We start from the raw sequence: 25,560 nt of genomic DNA on the forward strand, positions 1-25,560 counted from the left end.
TATCATGAACATTCAACGCATCGCAGCTTTCAGCCAGGGATCGACGGGAGGCAACCCGGCGGGGGTGGTCTTGCTCAACGAGGCCGCACACGAAGACGACATGGCGCGCGTCGCCGCCGAGGTCGGCTTTTCCGAAACCGCCTTCGCGGTCGCACAGGACGACACCGGCAAGGCCTGGCGCGTACGCTATTTCTCACCTGAGTCCGAGGTTCCCTTCTGCGGGCATGCGACCATCGCTCTCGGAGCCGCCCTGGGACGGCAAAGCGGACCGGGTACATTCGCGCTCGAACTCAACAATGCGTCGATCTCCGTCGACACTGAAGAGGCGCCGGACGGCATCGTCGCGACACTGCAGTCGCCTCCGACCCGCAGCCAGGCCATATCGGCGGACGAACGCCAGGATGTGCTGGCCCTGTTCGATCTCAGGGAGGCGGATCTCGACGAACGGCTTGCGCCGGCACGCATCCACGGCGGCGCGGACCACATCGTGTTGCCCCTGAAGGACCGTTCAAGGCTCGCCGCCATGACCTACGATCTCGACCGGGGCCGGGCCGTCATGCGCAAACATGGACTTGTCACGGTGATGCTGGTCTTCATCGAAGGCAATCAGACGTTTGACGTTCGCAATGCCTTTGCTTCCGGTGGCGTGCTCGAAGATCCCGCGACCGGGGCCGCAGCCGCGGCCTTCGCCGGATACCTGCGCGACACCGGCTGGCCGCATGGCGGGCAATTCACCATTCGCCAGGGCGAAGACATGGGCAGCCCTTCCCTGATCAAGGTGGCCCTCGACGACATCAAAGGCGCGCCGGTGCGCGTTTCCGGGCGGACCCGAGCGATCGGATGATTGCCAAAGCGCGTGAGATGGGGAGAGTTCCAATGGTTCTCTCTCCCTCTGCCGTGATATTTTCGCGCGGGCCGAAAACGCTGCCGAAACGTGGAGAATACCGTGATTTACGCAAACGTTGACGCGTTGAAGAAACGCAGCGCCGCCTCACCCGGCGGATCTGAACTGGTCCGGAGCCTTGCAGTAGACCTTGACCGTATCGCCGTCCCTCACGATGCCGGAGGTTGAAGCGAACCTCTGGCCATGGACCATGCAGTGCGCAAGATCGTAGTGTCCCGGCGCGACCATCCAGTCGACTGCGGTATCCCGATTGCAGTCCTGAACCGGCATGGTTGCAAGACAGACGGCCACATAGGCGGTGTAGAGCATGCGGTCTTGTCCTTTTTCAAACTTGCGCCGCACGGGTTCACGTTCGCGCGCAAGAAGACAATTTTAGAGCAAAACTCCTGCAAGTCGATCCCAACGCATACATATCCTCAAAAGGGACAAAGGTCTTTGCTCCGAACAGGGAGCAAGACCGAGAACCAGTGTGGTCGGCCTGAACTGCCGTCTTCCTCGCCAATGCCAACGGCAAAGAAAAATCCGGACGGTCCTTTCGGAGCGTCCGGATTTCAAGGGTGCGTTCAGATGGGAGGAGCCGGTCAGCCGGCCGTTCTGAACTGGTCGGGAGCCTTGCAGTAGACTTTCACAATGTCGCCTTCCTTCACGATTCCGGATGTGGCGGCGTATTGCTGTCCGCGGACCATGCAATAGGAGAGGCTTTGAACCTTGCCCGGCGCGACCATCCAGTCGTGCGCGGTGTTCCTGTTGCAGTCCTGGACCGGTGTCGATGCAAGGCACACGGCCACATAGGCAGTGTACAGCATTTGGTCAGGTCCTTTTGTGCGACGCCGCATGGGAGGTGTGCAGCGCAACAAAACCCAGTGTACTGTAAAATTCGAACCCGTCGAGTTTCTGGCAAATATTTTCTCCGGAAAACGCCGAAAAATTCGTCAAATACTGCTTAAACATAGTGCACAAAACACATTTAAGGATAGTTTTACCTAATGCGTATTGTTATGACTCAATCATTAGTTGATTCCAGAAACACCTACCGCTGCGGAAGATTCTGTCACTATCGTGCAGGCCACGCTGTTGAAAATCGGTAGCTTCCAAAATTTCGCAGGAGCTCGATTGACAGCGCGCCTTCGCGCCACCGATGAACGGTTTTTCAACCTGTTCCACTCGGACAGGACGCGACGGAGATGCGTCTTCGCCTCACAGCAATAAGCGGACCGGGGCAAGACCTGCATATATCGATGAGGAAAGGCGGTCGTCCCGATCAGGCGCCTGCGCACTGACGGGACGACACCGGATAGAAATAAAGGAACAAAGACCTTCCCGATCGTCAGCCTGCTAACGGCCAGGTCTTCGCCACCATGGTCAGCACGTCGTATTGCGCGACAACCTCGTCCTTCTGGTTGGTCACCTGGCAGTCCCAGCGGACTTCACCGTGGCCGGCATTCTCACGCGGGTTGATCTCCTTGCAGGTGAGCCGAACCTTGAGCGTGTCGCCGAAATAGACCGGCGTCAGGAAGCGCAGGTTGTCGACGCCGTAGTTCGCCAGAACCGGGCCCGGTTCCGGGTCGACGAAGAGACCGGCGGCAAAGGACGCGATCAGATAGCCATGGGCGACCCGGTCGTCAAAGAACGGGTTCGCCCTGGCCGCGTCGCTGTCCATGTGAGCATAGAACGTGTCGCCCGTGAACTCGGCGAAATGCTCGACATCTTCCAGGGTCACTTCGCGCGTCCTGGTGACGATCTGATCGCCGATCCTCAAGTCCGCGAGCGACTTGCGGAAGGGGTGAATGTCGGCGCGGACCGACGCGCCCTCGACCCATTGGCCAGTGACGGCGGACAGCAGATCCGGCGTTCCCTGCACGGCGGTGCGCTGCATGAAATGCTTCACACCGCGCATACCGCCCATTTCCTCACCGCCGCCGGCCCGCCCGGGACCGCCGTGAACGAGGGGCGCCAGCGGCGAACCGTGGCCGGTCGACGTTTTGGCGGACTTGCGGTTGCCGATCAGCACACGGCCGTGGAAGGGAGCAAGACCGGTCACGACATCTTGGGCAACGCCGCCGTCGTTGGTGAACAGGGACGACACCAGGGAGCCCCGGCCCATGCGGGCAAGCGCCACGGCCTCTCCGGTGTCCTCGTAGGCCATCACTGTCGCAACGGGGCCGAAGGCCTCCACCGCATGGACCGCCTCGGCCCGCATCGGGTTTGAACAATGCAGCAGCACCGGCGCCATGAAGGCGCCCTTGTCCGCGTCGCCGGACACCAGCGGCACCTCGTCGAGAGATCCCGATACGATCTCCGCCTCCTTGGCCAACTCCGAAACCTTTGCCCGAACGTCGTCGCGGTCCTTCAGCGAGACCAGCGCGCCCATGCGCGCGGCTTCGTCGTCCGGTAGGCCGACCGGTGTCTGCGCAAGTCTGGCGGAAAGGGCCTCGATGACCGCGTCCTGATGAGCCTTCGGCACGATGATGCGGCGGATCGCGGTGCACTTCTGACCGGCCTTGACGGTCATCTCACGGTGGGCTTCCTTGACGAAGAGATCGAATTCCTCTGTACCGGGCGCCGCATCGGCGCCGAGGATCGAAGCGTTGAGACTGTCGGCTTCCATGGTGAAGCGCACGGAATTTCTCAGGATCGCCGGGCTCGATTTCAGCATCTGGCCGGTGGACGCGGAACCGGTGAAGGTCACGACGTCCTGTTCGATGACATGTTCGAGCAGGTCACCGGCAGAGCCGGTGACGATTTGCAGCGCGCCGTCGGGCAGAAGGCCCGTTTCCAGGATGCGGCGGACGACCAGCTCGGTCAGGTAGGCGGTCTGGGAAGCGGGCTTGACCAGGCAGGGCATGCCGCCGATCAGAGACGGCGCGATCTTTTCCAGCATGCCCCAGACCGGGAAATTGAAGGCGTTGATGTGCACCGCCACACCCTGAAGCGGGGTCAGGATATGCTGGGCGACGAAGGAGCCGTCCCGCGACAGGGCTTCGACCGGCCCTTCCGTCAGCACGCGCGTGTTGGGGAGCTCGCGGCGTGCCTTGGAGGCGAAGGTCAGAAGAGTGCCGATCCCGCCGTCGATGTCGGCCCAGCCGTCCTTGCGGCTCGCCCCGGTCGCGAAGTTCTCAAGGTAGAATTCCTCCTTGAGGTCCATGAGCTTCAGGCCGACTTCCTTCAGCATCAGGGCGCGTTCGTGGATCGTCATGGCACGAAGGGCGGGACCGCCTTTCGCGCGTCCCCATTCCAGCGCCGCCTTGAAGTCGAGCCCCTCGGTGCCGATCAGGGCATGAATGTCGCCGGTCGCGGCATTCAGCACCGGCCTGCCATCGCCCTCGCCCCGGCGCCACGCGCCCTCGAGATAGCTTTCCAGACGGCGCGCCGTCGTCCCCATTGCCATGATCGACCTGTCCTTTTTATTTTTGCGTTTTACGCGAGTCCGAGTTCGGAAAGCCGCGCTTCGGCGTCGGCCTTCCAGGCCGTCCGCAAGGTTTCGTTGTCGGCATGACGCAGACCCATAGCCTTAAGCCGCTCGAAACGGGCCGATCTGGCCGGGCCGAAAGTTTCCGCCACGCGCGGCATCCAGTAGTCCACGGAGGCCCGGGCCTGCTCTTTGGCGCCGGCGTCGCCAACAAGTCCTTCGAGGCCTTCCAGAGCCATTTCCATGTGCTGCTTTTCGCGCGGCAGGATCTCGCGGAAGGCCTCGCCAAGCGGCTGGTAGGATATCCGGCACTGCTCTTCGAGCTGGTGCACTGTCGCCAACCCCATCAGCGCGTTCATGACCACCGCGTCGGTCCAGTTTTCCAGCGGGTAGTGAAACACCGAAAGACGCATGTCGCCGCCCTGGCGTTTCGGGTCGACATGGCTTTCGCGCGGCAGGCGCGCGGCCCAGCTGTGCGCCTTGTTGTAAAGCGCCTTGTCGGTGCCGAAATCGCTCATCAGGTCAAGGACCCGTTCGGCATGACCGACCTTTTCCAGCGTGATCCGGCTCGCGGCCGCGCGCTCCTTCAGGCCCGGCGCCCAGTTGATGGCATCGGCGAAACCGGCGGAACCGGCCAGCTCGCTGTCGACGAAGGACGACATCAGGCGGAGCAACTCGCCCCGGTAGCGGGCCGGTACGTTGTCCGGAGATGTGAGCTTGCCGCCCTGCTCCAGATAATCGGCGAGCGGCATGATCTCGTCGTCCTGGATAACCGCTTCATTCGTCATAGCTGATCACCACCTTGTCTGAGACAGGAAGGCACTGGCAGGAAAGCACGTAGCCGGCCCGGACTTCGTAGTCCTCCAGCGCGTGGTTCACTTCCATTTCCACCTCGCCCTCGATCACCTTCGCGCGGCACGTGGAACACACCCCCGCCTTGCAGGAATAAGGCGCGTCCATGGCGTTGGCGATCGCGGCGTCCAGAACCGAGGTTCCGTCCTTTTCCATCTGGAAGTTGCGCGTGGTGCCGTCGAGTGTGACCGAGATCTCGCAGGTTCCGGCGGCCGCCGAAACAGCGCTGGACGTGGCGCGGGCCTTGGCCCGGCCGGGTTGGGACGAAGCGAAGAGCTCGAAGCGGATCTGGTCGTCGTTGAGGCCATGCCGGCGCAGACTGTCGGCGATGGTCAGCATCATCGGTTCCGGACCGCAGATGAAAGCCGTGTCGACCTCCTCCGCGTCAACCCAGAGACGGAACAGCATGTCCATCTTCTCCGCGTCGATGCGCCCGGTGAAAAGCTCGATGTCCTGCGATTCCGTTTCCAGGATATGGATCAGCGAGAACCGGCCGAGATAGGCGTTCTTCAGGTCCTCAAGCTCTTCGCGGAACATGATCGAACTGGTCTGCCGGTTGGCGTAGATCAGCGTGAAGGTGCTCTGCGGTTCGCGGGCAAGAACGGTCTTGATGATGGACAGGACAGGGGTGATCCCGGAGCCGCCGGCAAAGCCCAGATAGGTTTTAGCGCTTGTCGGCTCAAGTTCGGTGAAGAAGCGGCCCATCGGCGTCATCGCCTCCAGCCGGTCGCCGACCTTCAGGTCTTCGTTCGCCCAGGTCGAGAACGCGCCGCCTTCGACCCGCTTGATGCCGACCTTGAGGCAGCCCTCGTCCTTGCCGGCGCAGATCGAGTAGGACCGGCGCAGTTCCTCCCCGTCGAAATCGCGGCGAAAGGTCAGATACTGGCCCTGGGTAAAATCGAAGGCCGGCGCATCGGCGTCGTCCTCCGGCTTCAGGGTGACCACCACCGCATCGCGGGTGTCCCGGCGGATGTCGGTTACTTCCAGAGAATGAAATCGTGCCATGGGCGAAACCCTCCTCCCAGAGGTCAGATGCACTTGAAATAATCGAATGGTTCGAGGCAGTCCTTGCAGCGCCAGGCGGCCTTGCAGGGCGTCGAGCCGAACTGGCTGACCCGTTCCGTGTTTTTCGAGCCGCAGCGCGGGCAGGCAACCGTGAGGCCGCTTTCCCCGGACAGGCGCGCCGCCTTGGCGCTCATGCCGGTGGACGCGGTGCCGTCGACCGGCGGCGCGATGCCGAACTGTTTCAGCTTCTCGCGCGCCTCTTCGGTCACCCAGTCCGTCGACCAAGGCGGCGACAGGCGGCGTTCAAGGCGCAGGTTGTCCAGGCCCTTCTCGCGCAGCTTGTCCTCGATCATCATGTCGATGACCGCCGTGGCCGGGCAGCCCGAATAGGTCGGCGTCACGGCCACGACGAGCGTATCGCCGTCGTAGCTGACGTCGCGAACGATGCCGAGCTCGGTGACCGAGACGACCGGAATTTCCGGATCCGGAACCTCGGACAACCAGTCCCAGACCTCGTCCGGTGCCGGATGAAGCGTGGTGGACATTGCTTTCGCCCTACCAGCTCGCGCCGGGATAGGCGCGCTGCAGGAACTGCATTTCCGCGAGGATGAAACCGAGATGCTCGGTATGCCGGCCCTGCTTGCCGCCCTTGTGGACGAAGCCGGCTTCCGCGGGCATGGCCAGCGTGGCTTCCTTCAGCACGTCGCGCACGGTGGTTTCCCACTCTCCGCGCAGGCTTTCGAGATCCGGTGCGATACCGGCCTGCGTCATGGCCGCATCGACCTCGTCACCCACAAACATCTCGCCGGAATAGGCCCAAAGGAGATCGAGCGCGTCCTGCATGCGGCGGTGGCTTTCCTCGGTCCCGTCGCCCAGGCGAACCACCAGATCGGAGGCGCGGTCCAGGTGATAGCTGACTTCCTTCAGCGCCTTGGCGGCGATTTCGGCAACGCGCGGGCTCTTTGAGTTGTCAGCGAGCCACGTGAGCAGGTGATAGTGAAAGGCGTCGAACAGGAATTCGCGCATCATCGTCACCGCCATGTCGCCTTTCGGCAGCTCCACCAGCAGAAGATTGCGGAATTTCATGGCGTCGCGCAGATAGGCGAGCTTGTCGGCGTCCCGGCCTTCACCCTCGACCTCGCCGGCAAGACCCAGCCACATCTGGGTGTGGCCGATCAGGTCCAGGGCCGTGTTGGCGAGCGCGATGTCCTCTTCCAGAACCGGACCGTGACCGCACCATTCGGAGGTGCGGTGACCGAGGATCAGCGCGTTGTCTCCCATCCGGCAGAGCCATTCGAAAAACGCGGGCCGAAGCGAGGCATCCGAAACGAAGGAATCCTCGGGAACGGATGTTGCAGCCGTTTCGAGCGCAGCCATCACATTTTCCCCACTTCTTCGGGAATGTCGAAAAAGGTCGGATGACGATAGGTCTTGCTTTCCGCCGGATCGAACAGCGGGCCCTTTTCAGACGGGCTCGACGCGGTGATCTCCTTGGACGGCACCACCCAGATCGAGACACCCTCCTTGCGGCGGGTGTAGACGTCGCGGGCATGGTTGATAGCCATTTCCGCGTCGGGTGCATGCAGGCTGCCGACGTGACGGTGGTTCAGTCCGTGTTGCCCACGGATAAAAACCTCCCAAAGCGGCCATTCTTTCTTGGACATGACAGGTCCTCCCTCGAAACCTTGATATCTTCGGATTATTCGGCGGCCACGGAAGCCGCCCGGCGGCGTTCGGCAGCCCTTTCTGCATAGGCGTTCAACCCGTCGCGGAACCACGCGCCGTCTTCCCAGGCCTTGACCCGGTCGCCGAGCCGTTCGCGGTTGCACGGGCCGTTGCCCTTGATCACTTCGAAGAACTCCGACCAGTCCGGCTCGGAGAAATCGTACCCCTGCTTTTCCTCGTTCCAGGCAAGGTTCTCGTCCGGAATCGTGAGGCCCAGATATTCCGCCTGGGGCACCGTCTCGTTGACGAATTTCTGGCGCAGTTCGTCATTGGTGTTGATCTTGATCTTCCAGGCCATGGACTGGGCGGAATGGACGGAATCCTTGTCGGACGGTCCGAACATCATCAGCGCCGGATACCAGAAGCGGTTCATCGCGTCCTGAGCCATTTCCTTTTGTTCCGGCGTGCCGAAGGCCATTTTCATCATGATCGAATAGCCCTGGCGCTGGTGAAAGCTCTCTTCCTTGCAGATGCGGATCATGGCGCGGCTGTAGGGGCCGTAGGAAGTGCGCTGCAGCGGCACCTGGTTCATGATCGCCGCCCCGTCCACGAGCCAGCCGACCGCGCCCATGTCCGCCCAGTTCAGGGTCGGATAATTGAAGATGGAGCTGTATTTCATCTTGCCCGAATGGAGCTTTTCAAGAAGCTCGTCACGGGAGACGCCCAGCGTCTCGGCCGCTGAGTAGAGATAGAGCCCGTGACCGGCCTCGTCCTGCACCTTGGCAAGCAGGATGGCCTTGCGCTCCAGCGTCGGCGCGCGGGTGATCCAGTTGCCTTCCGGCAGCTGACCGACGATTTCCGAATGGGCGTGCTGGCCGATCTGGCGCACCAGGGTCTTGCGGTAGCCTTCCGGCATCCAGTCCTTGGGTTCGATCTTTTCGCCGGCATCGACACGGTCCTGAAAGGCCCTTTCCTCGGGCGACATGTCTTCGCGGGACTTGATAGCATCCGATTTCACGAGCTGCGCATACATGAAACTTCCTCCAATTCCGCCGGCCCGGTCTGGTCTTCGGTCCGGCACTTGACCTTCAGGCGTCCGCCTATGTCATTCGACCCAGCGGGCTCTGCCCCCACAGCCCGCCACTTTCAGGCTACACCCGCTCAAGGATAAGGGCGATGCCCTGCCCGACGCCGACGCACATGGTGCAAAGGCCGTAGCGTCCGCCGGTGCGTTGCAACTGATAGGCGGCGTGCAGAACCAGCCGCGCTCCCGACATGCCGAGCGGGTGACCGATCGCGATCGCGCCGCCATTGGCATTCACGTGCGGCGCATCCTCGGGCAGACCGAGTTCGCGCAAAACCGCCAGAGACTGGGACGCAAAGGCTTCGTTCAGCTCGATCACGTCCATCTGGCCCAACTCGAGACCCGCCCGCTGAAGAACCTTCCGCGTCGCCGGAACAGGACCGATGCCCATCACCCGCGGCGGCACGCCGGCCGCCGCCATGGCGACGATGCGCGCCTTCGGCGTCAGGCCGTTCGCCTGCGCGGCGGCTTCCGAAGCGACAATCGCGGCCGCGGCCCCGTCGTTGACACCGGAGGCATTGCCCGCGGTAACCGTCAGATCCGGCGCATTCACGCCGCGAAGTTTTGCGAGCGCTTCCACGCCCGTGCCCGGACGGGGGTGCTCGTCCGTGTCAACCACAAGGGGATCGCCCTTGCGCTGCGGAATGGTGACCGCAACGATCTCGTCCTTGAAGATGCCCGCCTTTTGCGCGGCATCCCAACGGCGCTGGCTTTCAGCAGCGAACCGATCCTGGTCTTCCCTGGAAATCTTGTAGTCTTCGGCGACATTATCCGCCGTTTCCGGCATCGAATGGGTGCCGAAAGCCTTGTCCAGCCTCTTGTTCTTGAAACGCCAGCCGATGGTGGTGTCGTACATTTCCGCATTGCGGGAGAACGCCGACGTTGCCTTGGCAACAACAAAAGGCGCGCGGCTCATGCTTTCGACGCCGCCGGCGATCATCAGGTCGGCGTCGCCTGCCTTGATCGAGCGCGCCGCCAGGCCGATGGCATCCATTCCGGACCCGCAGAGGCGATTGACCGTGGTGCCGGGCACGGAAACCGGAAGACCCGACAGCAGGACCGCCATTCGCGCCACGTTGCGATTGTCTTCGCCGGCCTGATTGGCGCATCCGAGGATGACGTCGCAGACGGCTTCCCAATCCGCGTTCGGATTCCGTTCGATCAGCGCCTCGATGGGTCTCGCCGCGAGATCGTCCGCACGCACCTGCGACAGGGCTCCGCCATAGCGTCCGATTGGCGTTCGCACCGCGTCACAGATAAAGGCGTCCGTCATGAAGTCCTCCCGATTTATCCTCCCGGCCGACCATCATTTACCGACCGCTCGGTCAGTCTTATAGCATCAATACATCACGCATAAAACCATTTTTTACATAAAAACGTGATGCTTTCGCGGCTGGCAAAAATTCCCTATTTATTTCAGATCGTTACACGGTCGCTTCGCGCCGCAGACGATTCAATCGAAGCACGGTCGCTTCGGTTTCGGGCGGCAACAGGCCCTTCTCATCGTGAAACATGCGTCCGACAAAGTCGTCCGCCGCGCCTGTCAGGGCCAGATAGCAGGTCACGAAAAGACGCCTTGCGTCTTCGGCAGGCCAGTCTTCCGGCCAGGCGGCACGGGGCAGGCGTGGGTCCTTCAGCGCGGCCAGCCTGTAATGATGGACCAGTTGCAGGCGCAGCGCGAGCGCCTGCTCCCCGCTCATCCCGCACCCGCCCGCGTCTCTGGACAGCAGGCTTCCAAGCGCTTCGAAGCGGGTGAGGAAGGCCCGGTATCTGGCGGCAACCGCAGCCAGGTCCCAGCGTTCCGCCGCATAGGTCCGTAGTCCACCGGGGTCAGAGACGGGTTCGGCGGCCAGCACCGGACCGCCCACCTTGGGAATGTCGTCCCGGTTTGGAGCCATCGCGCCTCCCTGCCCCGTCGAGACCCATCCTTCCGGTAGCGGATCGGGCGTCCGGAGGGCCATGAGCCAACCGCTCGCCGGCGGTGGCGGGGCATAAAGGATGCGGGCCGCCGCCCGGAATTCCGATTGCGCCTCATCCGTCAGACGATAATAGCTCTTGCGTCCGATCCGTTCGCCAAGCAGCTTTCCGCCCGCGACCAGCCGGGAGACGGCTGTGCGCACGAGGCTTTCGCTGATGCCCTGGACCGCACAGCAGGACACAAGATCGCCCATCCACAGCGTACCGCCGCGCGGTTCGACGACATCACCATAGATCGTGACGATAAAGACCGGCGCTCTCGGCACATCCGGCGACAGAACAGTCTCCACAACATCGTCAACCGCGGCCGCCCTCATGCGCCAGCCCTTCCCCAACTGAATTCAACACATGACAACTTAGCCTCATTTCCGGAAAAAACGTAGTGCAATTGCCCCGGACCCAAATCCCGAAGCGTGTCCCGGGGCACGCCGCGCCTCCGTCCGCCAGGTCAAAAGGCAGGCGCGAAACGCACCGGATCGAGAAGATTTTTAGGCCGCAAAGAAACAAGTAAATCAATAATAGTTCGAATTTACTTGTATATTTGCTGGTTTTTATTTTTCCGATTGGTGGTTACATGATGATGTTTTCATGATATCCGTACAGCTCAGGAATAAGTGCAGCAAATTTTAATAATTGCTGTAATTTAAAGGCGTTTTTGTTTCGATGAGGCAGATCACATCAACCGCTCCCAGTAGAACCCTACCTGATGCGGCCGGTGTAAACGCGGGGCGATCCACGGCAGAATCTTCCAAAGCTTTAAAGAGGCAATGCAAGACGAGATGTCTTTAGCACCATGGCAGTTGCCAGCTGGCCGAAAGCTGGTATTAGCGTCCGAACAGGACAGGGAAGCACTTGCAGGGAGTTCGATCGAGCATCTGGTTCGATACCTTGAACCCGGATCAACCGGCATCCCTGTTCTCAGGAATACCTTCCCCCTCCTTGCCGTTGCTTTCTCGAAGGAAAGCGAGGCCTCCCTCAAGACCATCCTCTCGTCGATCAGACAGCTTAGAACCGTCCCCGAGGTTGAAGTCCTCAGGCTCGAAGCCGGCAAGAGCGAAAAGGCGTTCGAACTCATGCGCGCCCTGCTTGACGGCGGTGTCGGGCGGGTGGCGTCGTTTTCGGCGTCCTTCACCGCCGAACTCGCCCTTTTGCGGCGCGAACGCGAAGCGCTTCTGGAAAACTATCGGGCGCTGGAGGATGCCTTTCAGGCCCGCAACTGGGAGCCCCTGGCCGAAACCTTCGTTCACGACCCCTATGTCGATCCGAAAGACGAAGGCATCGGCCAATTGCTCGCCAGCGGTTTCATCGACCAGCTGCTCCCGGTGTCGAGCCTCGGCGTGGCCGGCATCGCGCTCCACCTGAGCTCGGTTCCGAAGGACGGCGGCGCACTCTCCGTGACGCTCAGTTACGTCGAAAGCGAGGAGACCGTCGCGGAATGGACCGTCGACTACAAGAACCTCGTGACCGGCTGGAACTACTTCTCCCTGCCGCGCGCCTGCGGAGGTGCGGCGAGAACATTGCGGCTTCGTGTCTCCACATCGGGCACCGAGACCATCGGTCTGTCCCTTGGCTACCCGATCGCCAGCGAGCGATACACGACCCGATCGAACGTGGAACATCCCGATCTCGACTTACGTCCACTGGCCTTTCGGGTCTACACCGGCGTTCCAGGCGTTGCTCCGACTCTCGCGCCCAACATGATCGCGCCGACATCGACGCAGGGCACCCCCCGCGTACAGAACTATCACCTGCCGGTGGATCTGCTGAAGCAGGTCATCGACGTTTCGGTGAGTTCCATCGTTCCCGACTTCGAAACCATCAGCTTTCTCGAGCACGAGCACGCCCTGGTTTGCCATCCGCTGCCGAGCGGTATCACCGCGGGCGCGATCAGCGGCGCCGTGGAAGCAGGGACAACGTCGCTTTCGGCGAATGCGATCATCGATCATCCGGAGGGTGCGCCGGCGGCCGTCAGTTTTTTGCTCGCTCCCGCCAACACGGACCCTCGGTCGAAGGTCGAGGAAATCGAACGCAGCGAACCGGCCTTCCCCACCGCCATGTTCTCCGGCTGGCGCGAAGTCGGTCCGGAGAGCCCGATCAGCATCAACATGCAGCTCGACGAACCGCTGGGCGGCCCCATGGACCTGATGATCCTCAGCCGCGCGGTCGGCGACTCGGTGGATTTCTCCTGGCTGAAGGTCTCGGGCTTCCGGATCGTCAGGCAATCTCCGGCGGCGGCGGGAACTGGGGACGTTCATGTCCAGTAGCGAAGCGCAGACCGACCTTATCGCGGTTGCGATGCCGCTCTACGGCCATGCGGCCCTCGCCATGGAAGCCATTCAATCCGTCCTGTCGTCGAAACCGTCCGGTTGCCGTATCGCGATCGTGGTTTCGGTCGACGGTGACATCCGGCAGGAAACCTTCGAGCAGCTTCTCCTCTTCTCCGCCGCCTACCCTTCGATCCACGTCATTTTCGGGGAAAACGCGGGACCGGGCGGCGCGCGCAACCGGGCCATCGACTTCGTGCTGGAGGAGCTTCCCGAAGCGCGGGCCGTGTATTTCCTGGATGCGGACAACCGGGTCCTGCCGACCACGATCGAAACCCTCTACCGGACACTGGTGTCCAGCGACTGCGGGTGGGTCTACACGAATATCGACACGTTCTCGGTCAGCTGGCGCTCCCACTACGGCAATCGCTACTCCCGGCTGGTTCACTGCATCACCGACAATATCTGCGACACCGGCTCGATGATCGCCATCGAGGTGTTTCAGGCCGGTGTGCGCTTCAACGACGACCGGCAAAACGGCTTCGAGGACTGGGAATTCTGGCTGTCGTGCATCGAACACGGCTTCGTCGGCAAGCCGTGCCACGACACCACTTTCGAATACCGCTTGCGGGCGGAAAGCCGGTTCAAGGAAGCCAACCGGGACCGCGCCGCCTCCGAAAGCTTTTTGAAAAAACGCCACAAGTCGCTCTACCAGCGGCCGACACTGGTGGATTTCGAACACGAAGAATGCCCCCGCTACCTGTTCATGCGGACGGAGGATTCCTCGCTGTCGTGTTTCTCCGACCCGATCAAACCTGGCAAGTCGATACGTCTCGACGAACTCGTCGCGGAGTTCTGGGCCAGCGTCGGCGAACCGGACAATGTCCACTTTCCGCCCTTCGTCATGGCCGGCAGCGGGGCGACGCTGGAACTCCTGCGCAGTTCTCATATGCTGCCCGGCATCCTTACCCATCTTGAGGTCCTGAGCGAGAAGGCCAATGTTGTCTTCGTGCATCTGAGCAACGACGGAAAGCAACGGGAGCTCAAGTCGACGATTTACGAGGCCGGCGCGCAGAACGTGCCGCCGGCGGACCTGATCTTTCTGTCCACCTCGCTGATGCGTGACGTCATCAACAACGATGCCCTGGACTGGTTCTCAACCATCGGAAACGATCAGATCTGGCCCACGGTCGCCGTGTTGAACGTGCGTTTCCCCTACCCGAAAAAGGTCCCGCGCCGCGCCCTCATCCCGCCTCAGCAGATCATCCTGAGCTGCTTCAACGCGGTTGCAAAAAGCTCCTTGCGCCGGATGGCCGACAGGCGCTGGACCTGGCGCCCAATGCGGCTCATGCCCTATTCGGAGCTTTTCAGGGCCATGCGCAGAGAGCTGGGAGGGTCACCGGTTCTGCCGCTCGGCCACAACGAGCAGGGCAAGAGAACCGTCGCCCTTCTGGTGCCGAATGCCTCCTTCGGCGGTGCGGAGAAAGTCATCTATGCCGCGGCCCGGGAACTGAAGGCGTCGGGTTACGAAACCCACCTCTTTGTGCTTGGCAACGCGCGCATGGACGTGATCGACGAATTCAACACGAGTTTCGACTATATCCACTTCTGGAACGAGGGCATTCCCGCCTGGGGCGGCTCCGGCCTGTTTGTCGGTCAGGACTTCATCGCCGAGGATCATCCGATGGACTGGCAACCCCTGAAAGGGCTGCTGTCGGGCTTCGATCTCATCATCAACAATCACGTGATGGCGGTCCATCCGCTGATCTCCCGGCTGCGTTCGGAAGGCTCGCGCACCGCCTGTTATCTCCATGTCATCGACAGCACGGTGTTCCAACGGCCGGCCGGCCAGCCCTACGCCGCCATCGCGCATGAGCATTGCTACGATGCGTTCCTGACCTGTTCGGAACAGCTCAAGACCTACCTGCACAGTTTCGGCGTGCCGTTCGAAAAGACCTTCGCCGTCCCCAACGGCGCCAGTTTCACCGTGCCGCCGAAAGTGCTTTCCGAGGTCGTGTCCAAACGCCGAGAAGACGGCAGGGACCGCCCGCTGAGACTGCTCTACATGGGGCGGCTCGACCGGCAGAAAGGCATCGACCGCCTGACCGCGGCCCTCGGCCGGCTGCGGGCCCGCGGCACGCCCTTCGAGGCGCTTGCGATCGGGGGAGAAATTCTCGCGGATTCCAACGTGTCCTGGGCCGACCGGCTTCGCGAACAGGACGTCACCGTGCAGCCTCCCGTGTTCGCCAGCAACGACCTTATCAAGGCCCTGGGATGGGCCGACATTCTCGTGATGCCGTCGCGTTGGGAAGGCGCGCCCCTGATGATAACCGAGGCCCAGCAGCTCGGCTGCGTTCCGATCGCGACGGCGGTCGGCGCGGTCGGCGAACTGATCACGAACTGGGAAGACGGCATTCTGATTGATGTCCCGACCGATGCCGAGGTCGTCAGCGAGCTGGTCAACGTCGTGGAGGCGGTCGCCACCGACCGCTCGAGGCTGGCACCGCTTGTGGAAGGCTGTCTGAGATCGGCGGCCCAGCGGTCCTGGTCGAGTTCGTTCGCCGAGTTCATAGGCTGGTGCGACGAAACGGCAGCCAATTCGGCGGCGGCACGCCCGGCGGCGCCCGGCCGTCATGAAATCACATACCGCGACGTTGCAGCCGCGGAGTGAATCTTTTCAGGGTGAAACAAGCAGAAAGGTTACCATTGCATGCCACCTAGAATTCTTGTCACGGGTGTTCCGGGGCACTATACGCGCCTGGTCAAGGGCGCTCAGAGCCTGGCAATATATTATTCCGAGCAGCAAAAACAGCCGGAGACGACGGAACAGTTCCTGCAGGAGCTGAATGGCATCAGCAATACGGGCAATTATCTCATCGGCGAAGGCGCCATGGGTGCGCTTCCCTCCACCGCCAAGGCCATCCCGTTCTGGCATCTCTTCAACTGCCTCAGCAATGGCGAGACGCTCGAAGCCTTCAACAAGCAATTCGACATCTGCGTCTTCACGTGCGCCAACCTTCTGCGCAAGGGCCTTTCGGCGGACGCAGAGGCAAAGGTGCTCAGCGAACTCAAGATGCCCGTCGTGATGCTGGGGATCGGCATGCAGAACCGGAAGGACCTTGAGGAGCACGATCTGCCTGAAGGGACCCGGAAACTTCTGGATGTCCTCAAGGACAGGGAACACTATTTTCTGACGCGCGGGCATGAAACCGCCGGCTATCTCAAGGACCAGGGCTTTTCCTTCGTCAAGCCGACCGGCTGTCCGTCGACCTACTTCCTGCCGCACAACATGCGCGCCTCCTTCAAAAAGCTGCCGCAGGTTCCCGTCGGCAAGGCCCGTACGATCTATTCCGGCTATCTCGGCGCCGATCTGGAATCGATCGCGGATGCCGACGCGCTCGAGCCGGAGGGCAGTGTTCCGCAATATGTCGTGCAGGACGAATTCCTTCATTTCGACATGAAGGTCGAACCCGACGAGACAGGACGCAGTTACGATTCCGCCTCGGGCCGAATGATCGGCAAGTTGACTTATCCGGGCCTGGAGAGACGAGACCGGCCTTTCGCCGTGCGCACATTCTTCGACACCAACCAGTGGCGCGGATGGGCGTCGTCGATGGACTTCAATTTCGGCCGGAGGTTCCACGGTTCGATCATCGCGATGCAGTCGGGCGTGCCCAGCCTCATGGTAGCCATCGACGACCGCATGCGCGAGATGCTCGGCTACACGGGTCTGCCGGCCATAGACCGGGAAGATCTGGACCGGGCGGACAACAGGCGAGAGTTTGTCGCCGATCACCTGGCAAGCCTGAATGCCTCCGAGATGGTCGACCGCTATTCCGACCGCGAGCGCACCTTCCGCGAGACCCTTCGGGAAATAGGAGTCGGAAAAGAATGAAGGCTGCGCTGCTGATCATCGCCGTTGCCCTTGCCGCGCTCGGCTTCCCGCCGGCCTCGGCGGACGACGGCTTTCTCAGTGGCGTCAACCGGGTCAATCTCGCCTGGCGCACCAGGGCGGAACAGCAGGATATCCTCAATCAAATCGCCAAAAGCGGTGTCACGGATGTCCGCCTTTCGCTCGCGCGCCCGGTGGACAGGGCCATTCGGGCCCTGAAGATCGCCAACCGGCTGGGACTGAGTATTCTCCTCGAGGTCCAGCTCGCGAACAAAAGCTATTATCCGCCGGACCGGCAACCGCGCACGGCTCACGGCCGCACCTGGGACGTCCACCGCCTCTCCGACCTCGACCTGGACCTGTACCGCTCGCAACTGCGCCAGTCCCTCCAGGAGATCGACGCAGCGGGCATCCGGCTACACGCCGTGGAACCTGGAAACGAGATCAATATCGCTCCCTACAACGGCGACCTGCTGATCCATCCGGCACGGCGCGTGCGAACGGCGCGCGGCATCTCGGAACTGACGAACCCGGCCGCCTTCGAACGCGGTCTGGACAAGTACATCGAAGCGCTGCGCATCACCCGCGAGGAACTGGGCAGGACGGCTTTGAGCCGCGAGGCGAAACTGATCTCCGCCGGGCTCTCCGACATGGGACCGGGAACCGCGGACAGGTTGGGCTTCGAGCACCTGAATGCGGCCGAAACGATCGAACTGCTGCAACAACGCGGCATCGACGACATCGTCGACGCCTATGGCATCCACATCTATCCGAACAGGCGGACGGGACCGGCCCTGGCCAGGCGCATCGACCGCGTGCTGGAATTCTGCCGGCCGGACGAGGCCGGGACGCCCTGCTGGATCACCGAATGGGGCATCGCCAACGTCAGCCGGACATGCCCCGTCAACGACAGCAAGCGCGAACCCCTGATCCGCCAGGTCCGCGAAAACTTTGGTGACTTGAGCGAAGCCGGCAGACTGGAGGCCGTTTACTACTACGACTGGGACTCCCACGAGCGATACAGCATCTGGCGATGCGGGAGATTGTCGCCTGCCGGCGCCCTGGCCGTCGGTCTCGAGGCGCAATGAGGAAACGCCGGCTGACTGGCAGACGTCAGTCCGCCATAACCTGTGAAAGGGAAGATGGTGAGAATAGTTCTTCATATCGGTACGGAAAAAACCGCCACCACTTCAATTCAATGGCACCTTTACGAGAACCGAAAGCTGTTCGCGGAAAAGGGGGTCCTCTATCCCGAGAAACTTGGCGGCGAGAACCACCTGTGTTTTCCGGCCTTGGCGATCGGCCGGCCGGACGCGGATGAGATCACGACCGCGGCCTACGCGCTGATGAAGCGTTTTGGCTACGACGCAATGGACAAATACGTTCTCGAAACCCTCGACTGGCAGATCGCGGCCTCGAAACCCGACACGATCCTTCTTTCCAACGAGCATCTGCACAGCCGGATCACGACGACTGAGCAGGTGCACCGGCTCAAGCGCCTCCTGTCGACCATCACCGACAACATCGAGATCGTCCTCTATATCAGGCGGCAGGACCGCCTCGCGGTCAGTTACTATTCGACGCCGTTCAAGTTCGGCAAGAAGACGGTGGACCGCGTCATTCCCGACGTCGCCGGGCAACTGCCCCACTACTACGACTATGGGAAGATCGTGACCCAATGGAGCGAAGTGTTCGGCAAGGACAACATCACCGTCAGGATCTTCGAGGAAGAAGTCCGGGCGAAGGGAGGCATCATAAACTCCTTCCTGAACGCCGCCCGTGTAACGCCTCCGAAGACGCAGTTGGCGAAGACGCACAACGAATCCCTGTCTCTCGAAGCGATCCATTTCCTGGCGAGTTTCAATGAAAAGATGGACGCGTTTCCCGACCGGGCGGGCGAACTGAGGAAGTTGCGCAACGATCTCGTTCGCTTCCTGGAACGGAACTACCCGGCGGCGCGCAAGCTGGCGTCCCGGGACGCGGCGAAGCAGTTTCTCGCGCGGTGCAAACCGTCGAACGACATTGTTCTCAAATCCTTCTTTCCTCAGCGCGACCGTCTCTTCGACGAGAACTTCAACGAATACGGCGGCGAGGAGATCCTCAGTCCGGACCCCGCGACCCTGGCAGAAATCGGCGCCCGCGCGGCGATGGCGGTCGGTACGGGCTTTGCCAACTGAACGGGGTCCTCTTCGTTCGGCTTGGCGTTACCGGATTCCGACCCGGGTACCTTGTTCACCGGACGACGCAATGGCGTGAATGACGGTTTCGAAATGCAGAGCTTCGCGAAAGGACGGAACGGGTGACCGGTTCTCCGCGATCGCGCGCAGAAACTCGTGGACCTCGATGACCTTAAGATCGTTGAAACCGAGTTGGTGTCCCGGGGCCGGGACGAAGTTGCCGTAAGGCGGATGCGCAGGGCCGGTCAGGATCGTCTTGTAGCCCTGTTCGGCCAACGGTCCCCTGTTCTGGTAGAGCCGAAGCTCGTTCATGCGCTCCTGGTCGAAGGTGATCATGCCCTCCGTGCCATGCACCTCGAGAGCGATATAGCTCTTGCGGCCCCATGCGCTGCGCGAGGTCGAGATGACGCCGTGAACGCCATTCTCAAAGGCAAGCAGCGCCGAGGCTATGTCCTCGTTTTCCACCGGGCGGCGTTCTTCCGAGCCATCGCCAACGGGCCGGGTCTGGTGAACGGTCCTGGTCTCCGCCATCAGGCTCTCTACCGGGCCCACCAGCGCGACGGCGAGCGAGACCAGATGACAGCCGAGATCGCCGAGCGCGCCGAGACCCGCGTCCGCCCGGGTCGCCCGCCAGGTCCAGGCGAGATCGGGATCCGCCTGATAGTCCTCGTCGACCATGCCGCGAAAATGCACGATTCGGCCGATCGCCCCGTCCGAAATCAGCTTGCGGGCGTGGGAAATCGCCGGATTGTGCAGATAGTTGTAGCCGACGATCGTCCTGGCGCCGGTTCTTTCAGCCACGGACAGCATGGCCCTGGCGTCTTCCAGGGTCAGCGCCATCGGTTTTTCGAGATGGACATGCTTGCCGGCCTCCAGCGCGGCAATCGCCATCTCCTTGTGCACCTTGTTCGGCGTTGTGATGCAGACGATGTCGACCTTCGGATCGGCGACAAGATCCTTCCAGTCGTCCGTTGCGCGCGCGAAACCGAACTGCTCCGCGAAGGAAGACGCCTTCTCGGCCGGCACGTCGCACAAGACCTCCAGACGGGTGTCCGGGACGTCACCGAAGACCGGTTTCACCGAGCCATAGGCGAGCGCGTGACACTTGCCCATGAAGCCGGTACCGATCAATCCAATCCCGAGGCTTTTCACGGCTGCTTCTCCCGTACTGGCTGCGTCAGTCATTTCAGATTTCATCCAGACCGACGGCCCGGCGTTCATGGATCGATTTCAACGCCGCCTCGGCGAGAGCCAGGGCCTTCAGCCCGTCCTGTCCGCCGGGAGACGGCTGCTTGTTCTGTTCCATCGCCTGGACAAAGGCCGCGATCTCCGCCGCATAGGCGTCGATGTACCGGGTCATGAAGAAGTCGTGCAAAGGCGGCCGCAGGTAGCCTTCGGCGGTCGCGACCTCGATGGAAACCGGACGCTGGTTTTCCACGGAGACGACCCCCTTGGAACCGTGCACCTCGATCCGCTGGTCATAGCCGTAGGTGGCGCGGCGGGAATTGGAGATCGCACAGTGTTTGCCCGAGGCTGTCGTCAGCACGACGGTTGCGCTGTCGTAGTCGCCGAGCTTGCCGATTTCCGGATCCACCAGAACGGACGCCGTCGCGTAGACGGTCGCGATCTCTTCGCCCAGAAGAAAGCGGGCCATGTCGAAATCGTGAATGGTCATGTCACGGAAGATGCCGCCGGACGACGTGATGTAGGACGGCGGCGGCGCCCCGGGATCGCGAGACGTGATCTGAACCATTTCGACGTCGCCGATCCGGCCCTCGTCGATCGCCGCCCGCAAGGCCTGGAAATGCGGATCGAAGCGGCGGTTGAACCCGAGCATGAAAGGCACGCCGGCCTCTTCGACCGTTTTCAGGCAGGAGCGGACCCTGTCCAGGGAAAGATCGATGGGCTTTTCGCAGAAGATCGCCTTGCCGACGCGGGCGAAGCGCTCGATCAGGTCCGCATGGGTGTCGGTCGGGGTGCAGATCACGACGGCGTCGATGTCCTGCGCCCCGGCAATCTCGTCAATCTTACCGACGCGAGCTCCATAAGCCGCCGCCAGGCCTTCCGCGGCTTCGGCAAAGGCATCCGCCACGGCGACGAGCCGTGCGCCCTCCGTGGCCGCGATTGCTTTCGCATGCACCTTGCCGATACGTCCTGCCCCAAGCAGTGCGACACTTACCGCCATTGTTTCCTCCCGAAATCCATAAGGCACACACGCGGCTCATCCGGCGGCTTGCCAAATTAGAATAAAAATTCCAAAATCACTTTCATCGGAACGTGTCAAGCTGAAAAGAAGACCACAATGGATGACACCCCTCTCGACGTCCTCAAAGCCGCACCGGACGGCGGCACTCCGCCCCAGACCATTGACGCTTTCTTCCGAAGGCTTGGCGAAACGGCGGAGAAACTCCCGAAGAGACTGAAACAATTCGCCGATTTCATCGCGGCCAACCCGGACCGGGTCGCTGTCTCGACGGTTGCGGAACTCGCGGAAGGGGCCAACGTTCAGCCTTCGGCCGTAATGCGCTTTTGCCAGGAAATGGGGTTCTCCGGTTTTTCGCAGATGCAACGGCTCTTCCGCTCCGATTACTCGCAGAAGTGGCCCGATTACGCCACCCGCCTAGCCAAATTGCGCGAGCATGGGACCGAATCTCCCTCCGCCCTTCTGGCCGAGTTCGTCGAGGTTGGCCGGGCCTCCCTGGAAAACCTTCTGACCACTGTCGACCCGATCGCGCTTCAGCAGGCGGTCGACGTGCTCGCCCGCGCCGAGACCATTCACATGATCGGCTTCCGCCGTGCCTTTCCGGTCACGTCTTACCTTGCCTATGCCTTTGAAAAAATGGACGTTCCGGCGGTCCTTCATTCCGGCATCGCCAACATCAACATGGAACACCTGATCCGCCCCAACGATGCGGTCATTGCGGTGACGTTTGCCCCCTACACACCGATAACGATCGAGATGACGGCCAGGGCGCGCACCATCGGAGCCGACATCGTCGCCATCACCGACGTGGTCACCAGCCCGCTGGCTCAGCTGAAAGCCATCCAGCTTCTGGTCACGGAACTTGACGTCGGCGCCTTCCGCGCCCTGTCCGCCAGCCTGTCTCTTGCGATCTCCCTGGCGGTTTCTGTCGGGGCCCAGCGGAACCGGATTTGACCGGATTGGAAAAAATCTGTTGCATAAAAAGATAAATGGAATTTAAATTCCAAAAGTGGCCTGGGGACATCCCCGCCACCGGAGACTTTCAAAACGCGGGAGGGATTTCGGACCCGCGTCCATCTTGTGGGAGGAACGAATGAAAAAGACCCTAGTGGCGATGGCCACCGCAGCCATTGCATTTACCGGCCTGGCCGCTCCTGCGTCCGCCGACGGCGAACGTTTTGTTCTGGTCAGCCATGCGCCGGACAGCGACAGCTGGTGGAACACGATCAAGAACGCGATTGCCGTCGCCGGCGGCCAGATGGATGTGGAAGTCGAATACCGTAATCCGCCGACCGGCGACCTTGCGGACATGGCCCGTATCATCGAGCAGGCGGCCGCTTCCAATCCGAACGGCATTATCGCGACGATCGCGGATTACGACGTTCTGTCGGGTCCCCTGTCGAACGCGGTGGCCAAAGGCATTCCGGTCATCACCATCAACTCCGGAACCGAAGAGCAGTCCAAGAAGATCGGCGCGCTCATGCATGTCGGCCAGCCCGAGCATGCCGCCGGCATGGGAGCGGGTGAAAAGGCCAAGGCCGCCGGCGTCACCAAGTTTCTCTGCGTGAACCACTACATCACCAACCCGGCTTCGGTTGAGCGTTGCCAGGGATACGCCGACGCCCTCGGTGTCGAGCTTGGCGGGCAGATGATCGACAGCGGCCAGGACCCGGCGGAAATCAAGTCCAAGGTCATGGCCTATCTGCAGAGCAATCCGGACACCAACGGCGTCCTGACCCTCGGCCCGACCTCCGCTCATCCGACGCTGGCCGCGCTGGAAGAAATGGGCAAATCCGGCACGATCCACTTCGGCACCTTCGATCTGTCGAGCGAAATCGCCGCCGGCATCAAGAGCGACGTGATTGCCTTCGCAATCGACCAGCAGCCCTATCTGCAGGGCTACCTGCCTGTCGTCATCCTCACCAACCTTTCCCGCTACGGCGTGGTTCCGGGCAACTCCATCAACTCCGGTCCCGGATTTGTCACCAAGGCCAATATTTCGCTGGTTGAGGAATTCGCGGGCGAGTACCGCTAAGCACCCCGGCAGACAATGCCTCAAGGAAGAGACGGCGATCCGTCTCTTCCCGTTTCAGGACCGAAGGCCGCCCGGAGCGGTCTACGAAATTCAAGCTCATGCACGAACCGCGGCAAGGCCGCGTCGATGCGGCCGGTAACGCGGACCGCAGGAGGACCCTATGGCTGATACGACCCAGCAAATAGCCTCGCTGGAAAAGGACGAACGCGTCAGGGAGATGTCCCCCCTGCGCAAGGCGCTCATCCGGCCGGAACTGGGCGCGATCTGCGGCACGATCCTTGTCTTCGTCTTCTTCCTCAGCATTGCCGGCGACAGCGGCATGTTCGCTCCCGAAGGCATGATCAACTGGGGGACGGTTTCGGCGCAATTCGCAATCATCGCCGTCGGCGCCTGCCTCCTGATGATCGCCGGCGAGTTCGATCTGTCCGTCGGTTCGATGATCGGGTTTTCCGGGATCGTCATCGCCCTGATGACCGTCCAATGGGGCTATCCCGTGTGGCTGGGCATTCTGGTCGCCTTCCTTCTCGCGATGGCGATCGGCGCCCTCAACGGCTATCTGGTGATCAAGACCGGCCTGCCTTCCTTTATCGTTACCCTGGCCTTCCTTTACATTCTGCGCGGTCTGACGATCTTCATTTCAATCGCAACCACCCGCAAGACAATCATCGGCGGCGTCAAGGAAGCCGCAGAGGGAGACCCGATTGCCTGGTTGTTCGGCGGCAAGATTTTTTCGGGTCTCTTCGTCTGGCTCGCCGACCTCGGAGTCGTCGGCAAATTCGTCGCGGGCCCCCGTGCCGGTCAGCCGGTGGTCGAAGGTATCCCGATGCTGATGGTCTGGGCCGTGATCCTTGTCGTCTTCGGGCACGTTCTGCTCACGCGGACGCGCTTCGGCAACTGGATCTTCGCCGCGGGCGGCGATACCCAGGCGGCCCGCTATGTCGGCGTGCCCGTGAACCGGGTCAAGATCCTGATGTTCATGCTCTCGGCCGTCTGCGCAACCGTCTTTGCCACCTGTCAGGTCATGGAATTCGGCTCCGCCGCCGCCGACAGAGGCCTGCTGAAGGAATTCGAAGCCATCATTTCCGTGGTGATCGGCGGCGCGCTGCTGACGGGCGGTTACGGCTCGGTGATCGGGGCCGCGCTCGGAGCGCTCATTTTCGGCGTCGTCCAGCAGGGCCTTTTCTTCGCCGGGGTCGAAAGCTCGCTCTTCCGGGTCTTCCTCGGTGTGATCCTGCTGCTGGCCGTGATCCTGAACACCTATATCCGCCGCATGATCACGGGAGAACGCTGACATGTCGGACACTCTGATCGAACTCGACAACATCGAAAAACACTTCGGCCCGGTGATCGCGCTCAACGGCGTCTCGGTTACGGTCAAGGCGGGGGAATGCCATTGCCTGCTGGGCGACAACGGCGCCGGGAAGTCGACCTTCATCAAGACCATGTCCGGCGTCCACAAGCCCACCGGCGGCCGGATCCTGATCGAGGGCAAGGAGGTCAGGTTCGAGAGCCCCCGTGACGCAATGGAAGCCGGAATCGCGACCGTCTATCAAGACCTCGCCATGATCCCCCTGATGTCGGTCACCAGGAACTTCTGGATGGGCCGGGAGCCCCGGAAGGCCTTCGGGCCCTTCAAGTTCTTCGACTTCGCAAAGGCCAACGAAGTCACCATGACGGAAATGGCCAAGATGGGGATCCACCTCCGTTCGCCCGATCAGGCGGTCGGAACCCTGTCCGGCGGCGAAAGGCAGACCGTCGCGATTTCGCGCGCCGTCTATTTCGGCGCAAGGATCCTGATCCTGGACGAGCCGACATCGGCTCTCGGCGTCCGTCAGACCTCGAACGTTCTGGCAACCATCGACAAGGTTCGCAAGAAAGGTATCGGTGTGGTGTTCATCACGCATAACGTCCGTCACGCCATGGCCGTGGGCGACCGCTTCACGGTACTCAACCGAGGCAAGACGCACGGAACCGCCGAACGCGGCAACATCACGGCCGAAGAGCTTCAGGACCTCATGGCGGGTGGCCAGGAACTGGCCGAGCTGGAAGGTTCGCTCGGCGGAACCGTCTGACAAAACCGGCAAGAAGAACGG

23 protein-coding genes are annotated in these 25,560 nt (G+C 61.8%); 10 read left to right on the forward strand and 13 right to left on the reverse strand.

The genetic code is table 11. From position 1 onward, the window contains the following. The first annotated feature begins 4 nt into the window (after positions 1-4). Positions 5-844 carry a PhzF family phenazine biosynthesis protein gene (locus JF539_RS25935; RefSeq protein ID WP_207144082.1) on the forward strand — a complete coding sequence of 280 codons (840 nt, stop codon included), beginning with the start codon at positions 5-7 and terminating at the stop codon, positions 842-844. Positions 845-991: 147 nt separating this feature from the next. Here the strand turns inward: JF539_RS25935 and JF539_RS25940 are convergent, their stop codons facing one another. From JF539_RS25940 to JF539_RS25990, 11 genes are all read right to left on the reverse strand, one after another. Beyond that, positions 992-1,213: a hypothetical protein gene (locus JF539_RS25940; protein ID WP_207144084.1), complete on the reverse strand. Its 222-nt coding sequence runs from the start codon at positions 1,211-1,213 to the stop codon at positions 992-994. Between the two features lie 272 nt (positions 1,214-1,485). Beyond that, the gene (locus JF539_RS25945) at positions 1,486-1,710 is read right to left on the reverse strand and encodes a hypothetical protein (protein WP_207144086.1); all 225 of its coding nucleotides are present in this window, start codon (positions 1,708-1,710) and stop codon (positions 1,486-1,488) included. A gap of 521 nt (positions 1,711-2,231) precedes the next feature. Then, complete coding sequence (gene paaZ, locus JF539_RS25950) at positions 2,232-4,286, reverse strand: phenylacetic acid degradation bifunctional protein PaaZ (RefSeq protein ID WP_207144236.1); 2,055 nt, start codon at positions 4,284-4,286, stop codon at positions 2,232-2,234. Positions 4,287-4,321: 35 nt separating this feature from the next. Further along, positions 4,322-5,101, reverse strand: coding sequence for a Phenylacetic acid catabolic protein (locus JF539_RS25955; protein WP_207144088.1), 780 nt, complete (start codon positions 5,099-5,101; stop codon positions 4,322-4,324). Further along, on the reverse strand, positions 5,091-6,170 hold the full coding sequence (gene paaE / locus JF539_RS25960; RefSeq protein ID WP_207144090.1) for a 1,2-phenylacetyl-CoA epoxidase subunit PaaE: 1,080 nt from the start codon (positions 6,168-6,170) through the stop codon (positions 5,091-5,093). Before paaE ends, JF539_RS25955 begins: the two co-directional genes overlap by 11 nt. A 23-nt stretch (positions 6,171-6,193) precedes the next feature. Then, positions 6,194-6,715 (reverse strand): 1,2-phenylacetyl-CoA epoxidase subunit PaaD, encoded by a 522-nt coding sequence (gene paaD, locus JF539_RS25965; protein WP_207144092.1) that lies wholly within the window; start codon positions 6,713-6,715, stop codon positions 6,194-6,196. Positions 6,716-6,725: 10 nt separating this feature from the next. Then, positions 6,726-7,547 (reverse strand): 1,2-phenylacetyl-CoA epoxidase subunit PaaC, encoded by an 822-nt coding sequence (gene paaC / locus JF539_RS25970; protein ID WP_207144094.1) that lies wholly within the window; start codon positions 7,545-7,547, stop codon positions 6,726-6,728. Beyond that, on the reverse strand, positions 7,547-7,834 hold the full coding sequence (gene paaB, locus JF539_RS25975) for a 1,2-phenylacetyl-CoA epoxidase subunit PaaB (protein WP_040450973.1): 288 nt from the start codon (positions 7,832-7,834) through the stop codon (positions 7,547-7,549). Before paaB ends, paaC begins: the two co-directional genes overlap by 1 nt. 35 nt (positions 7,835-7,869) lie before the next feature. Further along, positions 7,870-8,868, reverse strand: coding sequence for a 1,2-phenylacetyl-CoA epoxidase subunit PaaA (gene paaA, locus JF539_RS25980; RefSeq protein WP_207144095.1), 999 nt, complete (start codon positions 8,866-8,868; stop codon positions 7,870-7,872). A 118-nt stretch (positions 8,869-8,986) separates the two neighbouring features. Continuing rightward, positions 8,987-10,192, reverse strand: a complete 1,206-nt coding sequence (pcaF, locus tag JF539_RS25985; protein WP_207144097.1) for a 3-oxoadipyl-CoA thiolase — start codon at positions 10,190-10,192, stop codon at positions 8,987-8,989. 151 nt (positions 10,193-10,343) lie between these two features. Next, the gene (locus JF539_RS25990) at positions 10,344-11,213 is read right to left on the reverse strand and encodes a PaaX family transcriptional regulator C-terminal domain-containing protein (RefSeq protein WP_207144100.1); all 870 of its coding nucleotides are present in this window, start codon (positions 11,211-11,213) and stop codon (positions 10,344-10,346) included. A 450-nt stretch (positions 11,214-11,663) separates the two neighbouring features. On the opposite strand from JF539_RS25990, the gene JF539_RS25995 reads away from it, so the two are divergent. From JF539_RS25995 to JF539_RS26015, 5 genes are read left to right on the forward strand one after another with little or no spacing between them, the layout of a single operon-like run. Further along, complete coding sequence (locus JF539_RS25995) at positions 11,664-13,160, forward strand: DUF6212 domain-containing protein (protein WP_419247704.1); 1,497 nt, start codon at positions 11,664-11,666, stop codon at positions 13,158-13,160. Continuing rightward, positions 13,150-15,831: a glycosyltransferase gene (locus tag JF539_RS26000; RefSeq protein ID WP_207144104.1), complete on the forward strand. Its 2,682-nt coding sequence runs from the start codon at positions 13,150-13,152 to the stop codon at positions 15,829-15,831. Before JF539_RS25995 ends, JF539_RS26000 begins: the two co-directional genes overlap by 11 nt. 39 nt (positions 15,832-15,870) lie before the next feature. Continuing rightward, positions 15,871-17,055 (forward strand): polysaccharide pyruvyl transferase family protein, encoded by a 1,185-nt coding sequence (locus JF539_RS26005; protein WP_207144105.1) that lies wholly within the window; start codon positions 15,871-15,873, stop codon positions 17,053-17,055. Beyond that, positions 17,052-18,140, forward strand: coding sequence for a hypothetical protein (locus JF539_RS26010; protein WP_207144107.1), 1,089 nt, complete (start codon positions 17,052-17,054; stop codon positions 18,138-18,140). Before JF539_RS26005 ends, JF539_RS26010 begins: the two co-directional genes overlap by 4 nt. Before the next feature lie 54 nt (positions 18,141-18,194). After that, positions 18,195-19,229, forward strand: coding sequence for a hypothetical protein (locus tag JF539_RS26015; RefSeq protein ID WP_207144109.1), 1,035 nt, complete (start codon positions 18,195-18,197; stop codon positions 19,227-19,229). A 27-nt stretch (positions 19,230-19,256) separates the two neighbouring features. Here JF539_RS26015 and JF539_RS26020 read toward each other — a convergent pair whose 3' ends face one another. After that, positions 19,257-20,414, reverse strand: coding sequence for a Gfo/Idh/MocA family protein (locus JF539_RS26020; RefSeq protein WP_207144112.1), 1,158 nt, complete (start codon positions 20,412-20,414; stop codon positions 19,257-19,259). A 1-nt stretch (position 20,415) separates the two neighbouring features. Next, positions 20,416-21,414, reverse strand: coding sequence for an inositol 2-dehydrogenase (gene iolG / locus JF539_RS26025; RefSeq protein WP_207144114.1), 999 nt, complete (start codon positions 21,412-21,414; stop codon positions 20,416-20,418). A 117-nt stretch (positions 21,415-21,531) separates the two neighbouring features. Here iolG and JF539_RS26030 point away from each other — a divergent pair, with 117 nt between their 5' ends. The 4 genes from JF539_RS26030 (at position 21,532) to JF539_RS26045 (ending at position 25,539) form a co-directional block, all read left to right on the forward strand. Continuing rightward, positions 21,532-22,386, forward strand: a complete 855-nt coding sequence (locus tag JF539_RS26030; protein WP_207144115.1) for a MurR/RpiR family transcriptional regulator — start codon at positions 21,532-21,534, stop codon at positions 22,384-22,386. Between the two features lie 139 nt (positions 22,387-22,525). Further along, the gene (locus JF539_RS26035; RefSeq protein ID WP_207144117.1) at positions 22,526-23,467 is read left to right on the forward strand and encodes a sugar ABC transporter substrate-binding protein; all 942 of its coding nucleotides are present in this window, start codon (positions 22,526-22,528) and stop codon (positions 23,465-23,467) included. A 160-nt stretch (positions 23,468-23,627) separates the two neighbouring features. Beyond that, positions 23,628-24,758, forward strand: a complete 1,131-nt coding sequence (locus tag JF539_RS26040) for an ABC transporter permease (protein ID WP_207144118.1) — start codon at positions 23,628-23,630, stop codon at positions 24,756-24,758. 1 nt (position 24,759) lies between these two features. After that, the gene (locus tag JF539_RS26045; RefSeq protein WP_207144120.1) at positions 24,760-25,539 is read left to right on the forward strand and encodes an ATP-binding cassette domain-containing protein; all 780 of its coding nucleotides are present in this window, start codon (positions 24,760-24,762) and stop codon (positions 25,537-25,539) included. The last annotated feature ends 21 nt before the right edge of the window (positions 25,540-25,560 follow it).

The organism is Roseibium aggregatum (genome assembly GCF_017309185.1).
Taxonomy (GTDB): Bacteria; Pseudomonadota; Alphaproteobacteria; order Rhizobiales; family Stappiaceae; genus Roseibium; species Roseibium aggregatum_B.

Coding starts and splice junctions, on each gene's coding strand:
- JF539_RS26030 (WP_207144115.1), top strand. CDS start 21,532: ATGGATGACACCCCTCTCGACGTCCTCAAAGCCGCACCGGACGGCGGC.
- JF539_RS26035 (WP_207144117.1), top strand. CDS start 22,526: ATGAAAAAGACCCTAGTGGCGATGGCCACCGCAGCCATTGCATTTACC.
- JF539_RS25955 (WP_207144088.1), bottom strand. CDS start 5,101: ATGACGAATGAAGCGGTTATCCAGGACGACGAGATCATGCCGCTCGCC.
- paaC (WP_207144094.1), bottom strand. CDS start 7,547: ATGGCTGCGCTCGAAACGGCTGCAACATCCGTTCCCGAGGATTCCTTC.
- paaB (WP_040450973.1), bottom strand. CDS start 7,834: ATGTCCAAGAAAGAATGGCCGCTTTGGGAGGTTTTTATCCGTGGGCAA.
- JF539_RS26000 (WP_207144104.1), top strand. CDS start 13,150: ATGTCCAGTAGCGAAGCGCAGACCGACCTTATCGCGGTTGCGATGCCG.
- JF539_RS25990 (WP_207144100.1), bottom strand. CDS start 11,213: ATGAGGGCGGCCGCGGTTGACGATGTTGTGGAGACTGTTCTGTCGCCG.
- JF539_RS26015 (WP_207144109.1), top strand. CDS start 18,195: ATGGTGAGAATAGTTCTTCATATCGGTACGGAAAAAACCGCCACCACT.
- JF539_RS26010 (WP_207144107.1), top strand. CDS start 17,052: ATGAAGGCTGCGCTGCTGATCATCGCCGTTGCCCTTGCCGCGCTCGGC.
- iolG (WP_207144114.1), bottom strand. CDS start 21,414: ATGGCGGTAAGTGTCGCACTGCTTGGGGCAGGACGTATCGGCAAGGTG.
- JF539_RS25940 (WP_207144084.1), bottom strand. CDS start 1,213: ATGCTCTACACCGCCTATGTGGCCGTCTGTCTTGCAACCATGCCGGTT.
- JF539_RS25935 (WP_207144082.1), top strand. CDS start 5: ATGAACATTCAACGCATCGCAGCTTTCAGCCAGGGATCGACGGGAGGC.
- pcaF (WP_207144097.1), bottom strand. CDS start 10,192: ATGACGGACGCCTTTATCTGTGACGCGGTGCGAACGCCAATCGGACGC.
- JF539_RS26020 (WP_207144112.1), bottom strand. CDS start 20,414: ATGACTGACGCAGCCAGTACGGGAGAAGCAGCCGTGAAAAGCCTCGGG.
- paaA (WP_207144095.1), bottom strand. CDS start 8,868: ATGTATGCGCAGCTCGTGAAATCGGATGCTATCAAGTCCCGCGAAGAC.
- paaD (WP_207144092.1), bottom strand. CDS start 6,715: ATGTCCACCACGCTTCATCCGGCACCGGACGAGGTCTGGGACTGGTTG.
- JF539_RS25945 (WP_207144086.1), bottom strand. CDS start 1,710: ATGCTGTACACTGCCTATGTGGCCGTGTGCCTTGCATCGACACCGGTC.
- paaE (WP_207144090.1), bottom strand. CDS start 6,170: ATGGCACGATTTCATTCTCTGGAAGTAACCGACATCCGCCGGGACACC.
- JF539_RS25995 (WP_419247704.1), top strand. CDS start 11,664: ATGCAAGACGAGATGTCTTTAGCACCATGGCAGTTGCCAGCTGGCCGA.
- JF539_RS26005 (WP_207144105.1), top strand. CDS start 15,871: ATGCCACCTAGAATTCTTGTCACGGGTGTTCCGGGGCACTATACGCGC.
- JF539_RS26045 (WP_207144120.1), top strand. CDS start 24,760: ATGTCGGACACTCTGATCGAACTCGACAACATCGAAAAACACTTCGGC.
- JF539_RS26040 (WP_207144118.1), top strand. CDS start 23,628: ATGGCTGATACGACCCAGCAAATAGCCTCGCTGGAAAAGGACGAACGC.
- paaZ (WP_207144236.1), bottom strand. CDS start 4,286: ATGGGGACGACGGCGCGCCGTCTGGAAAGCTATCTCGAGGGCGCGTGG.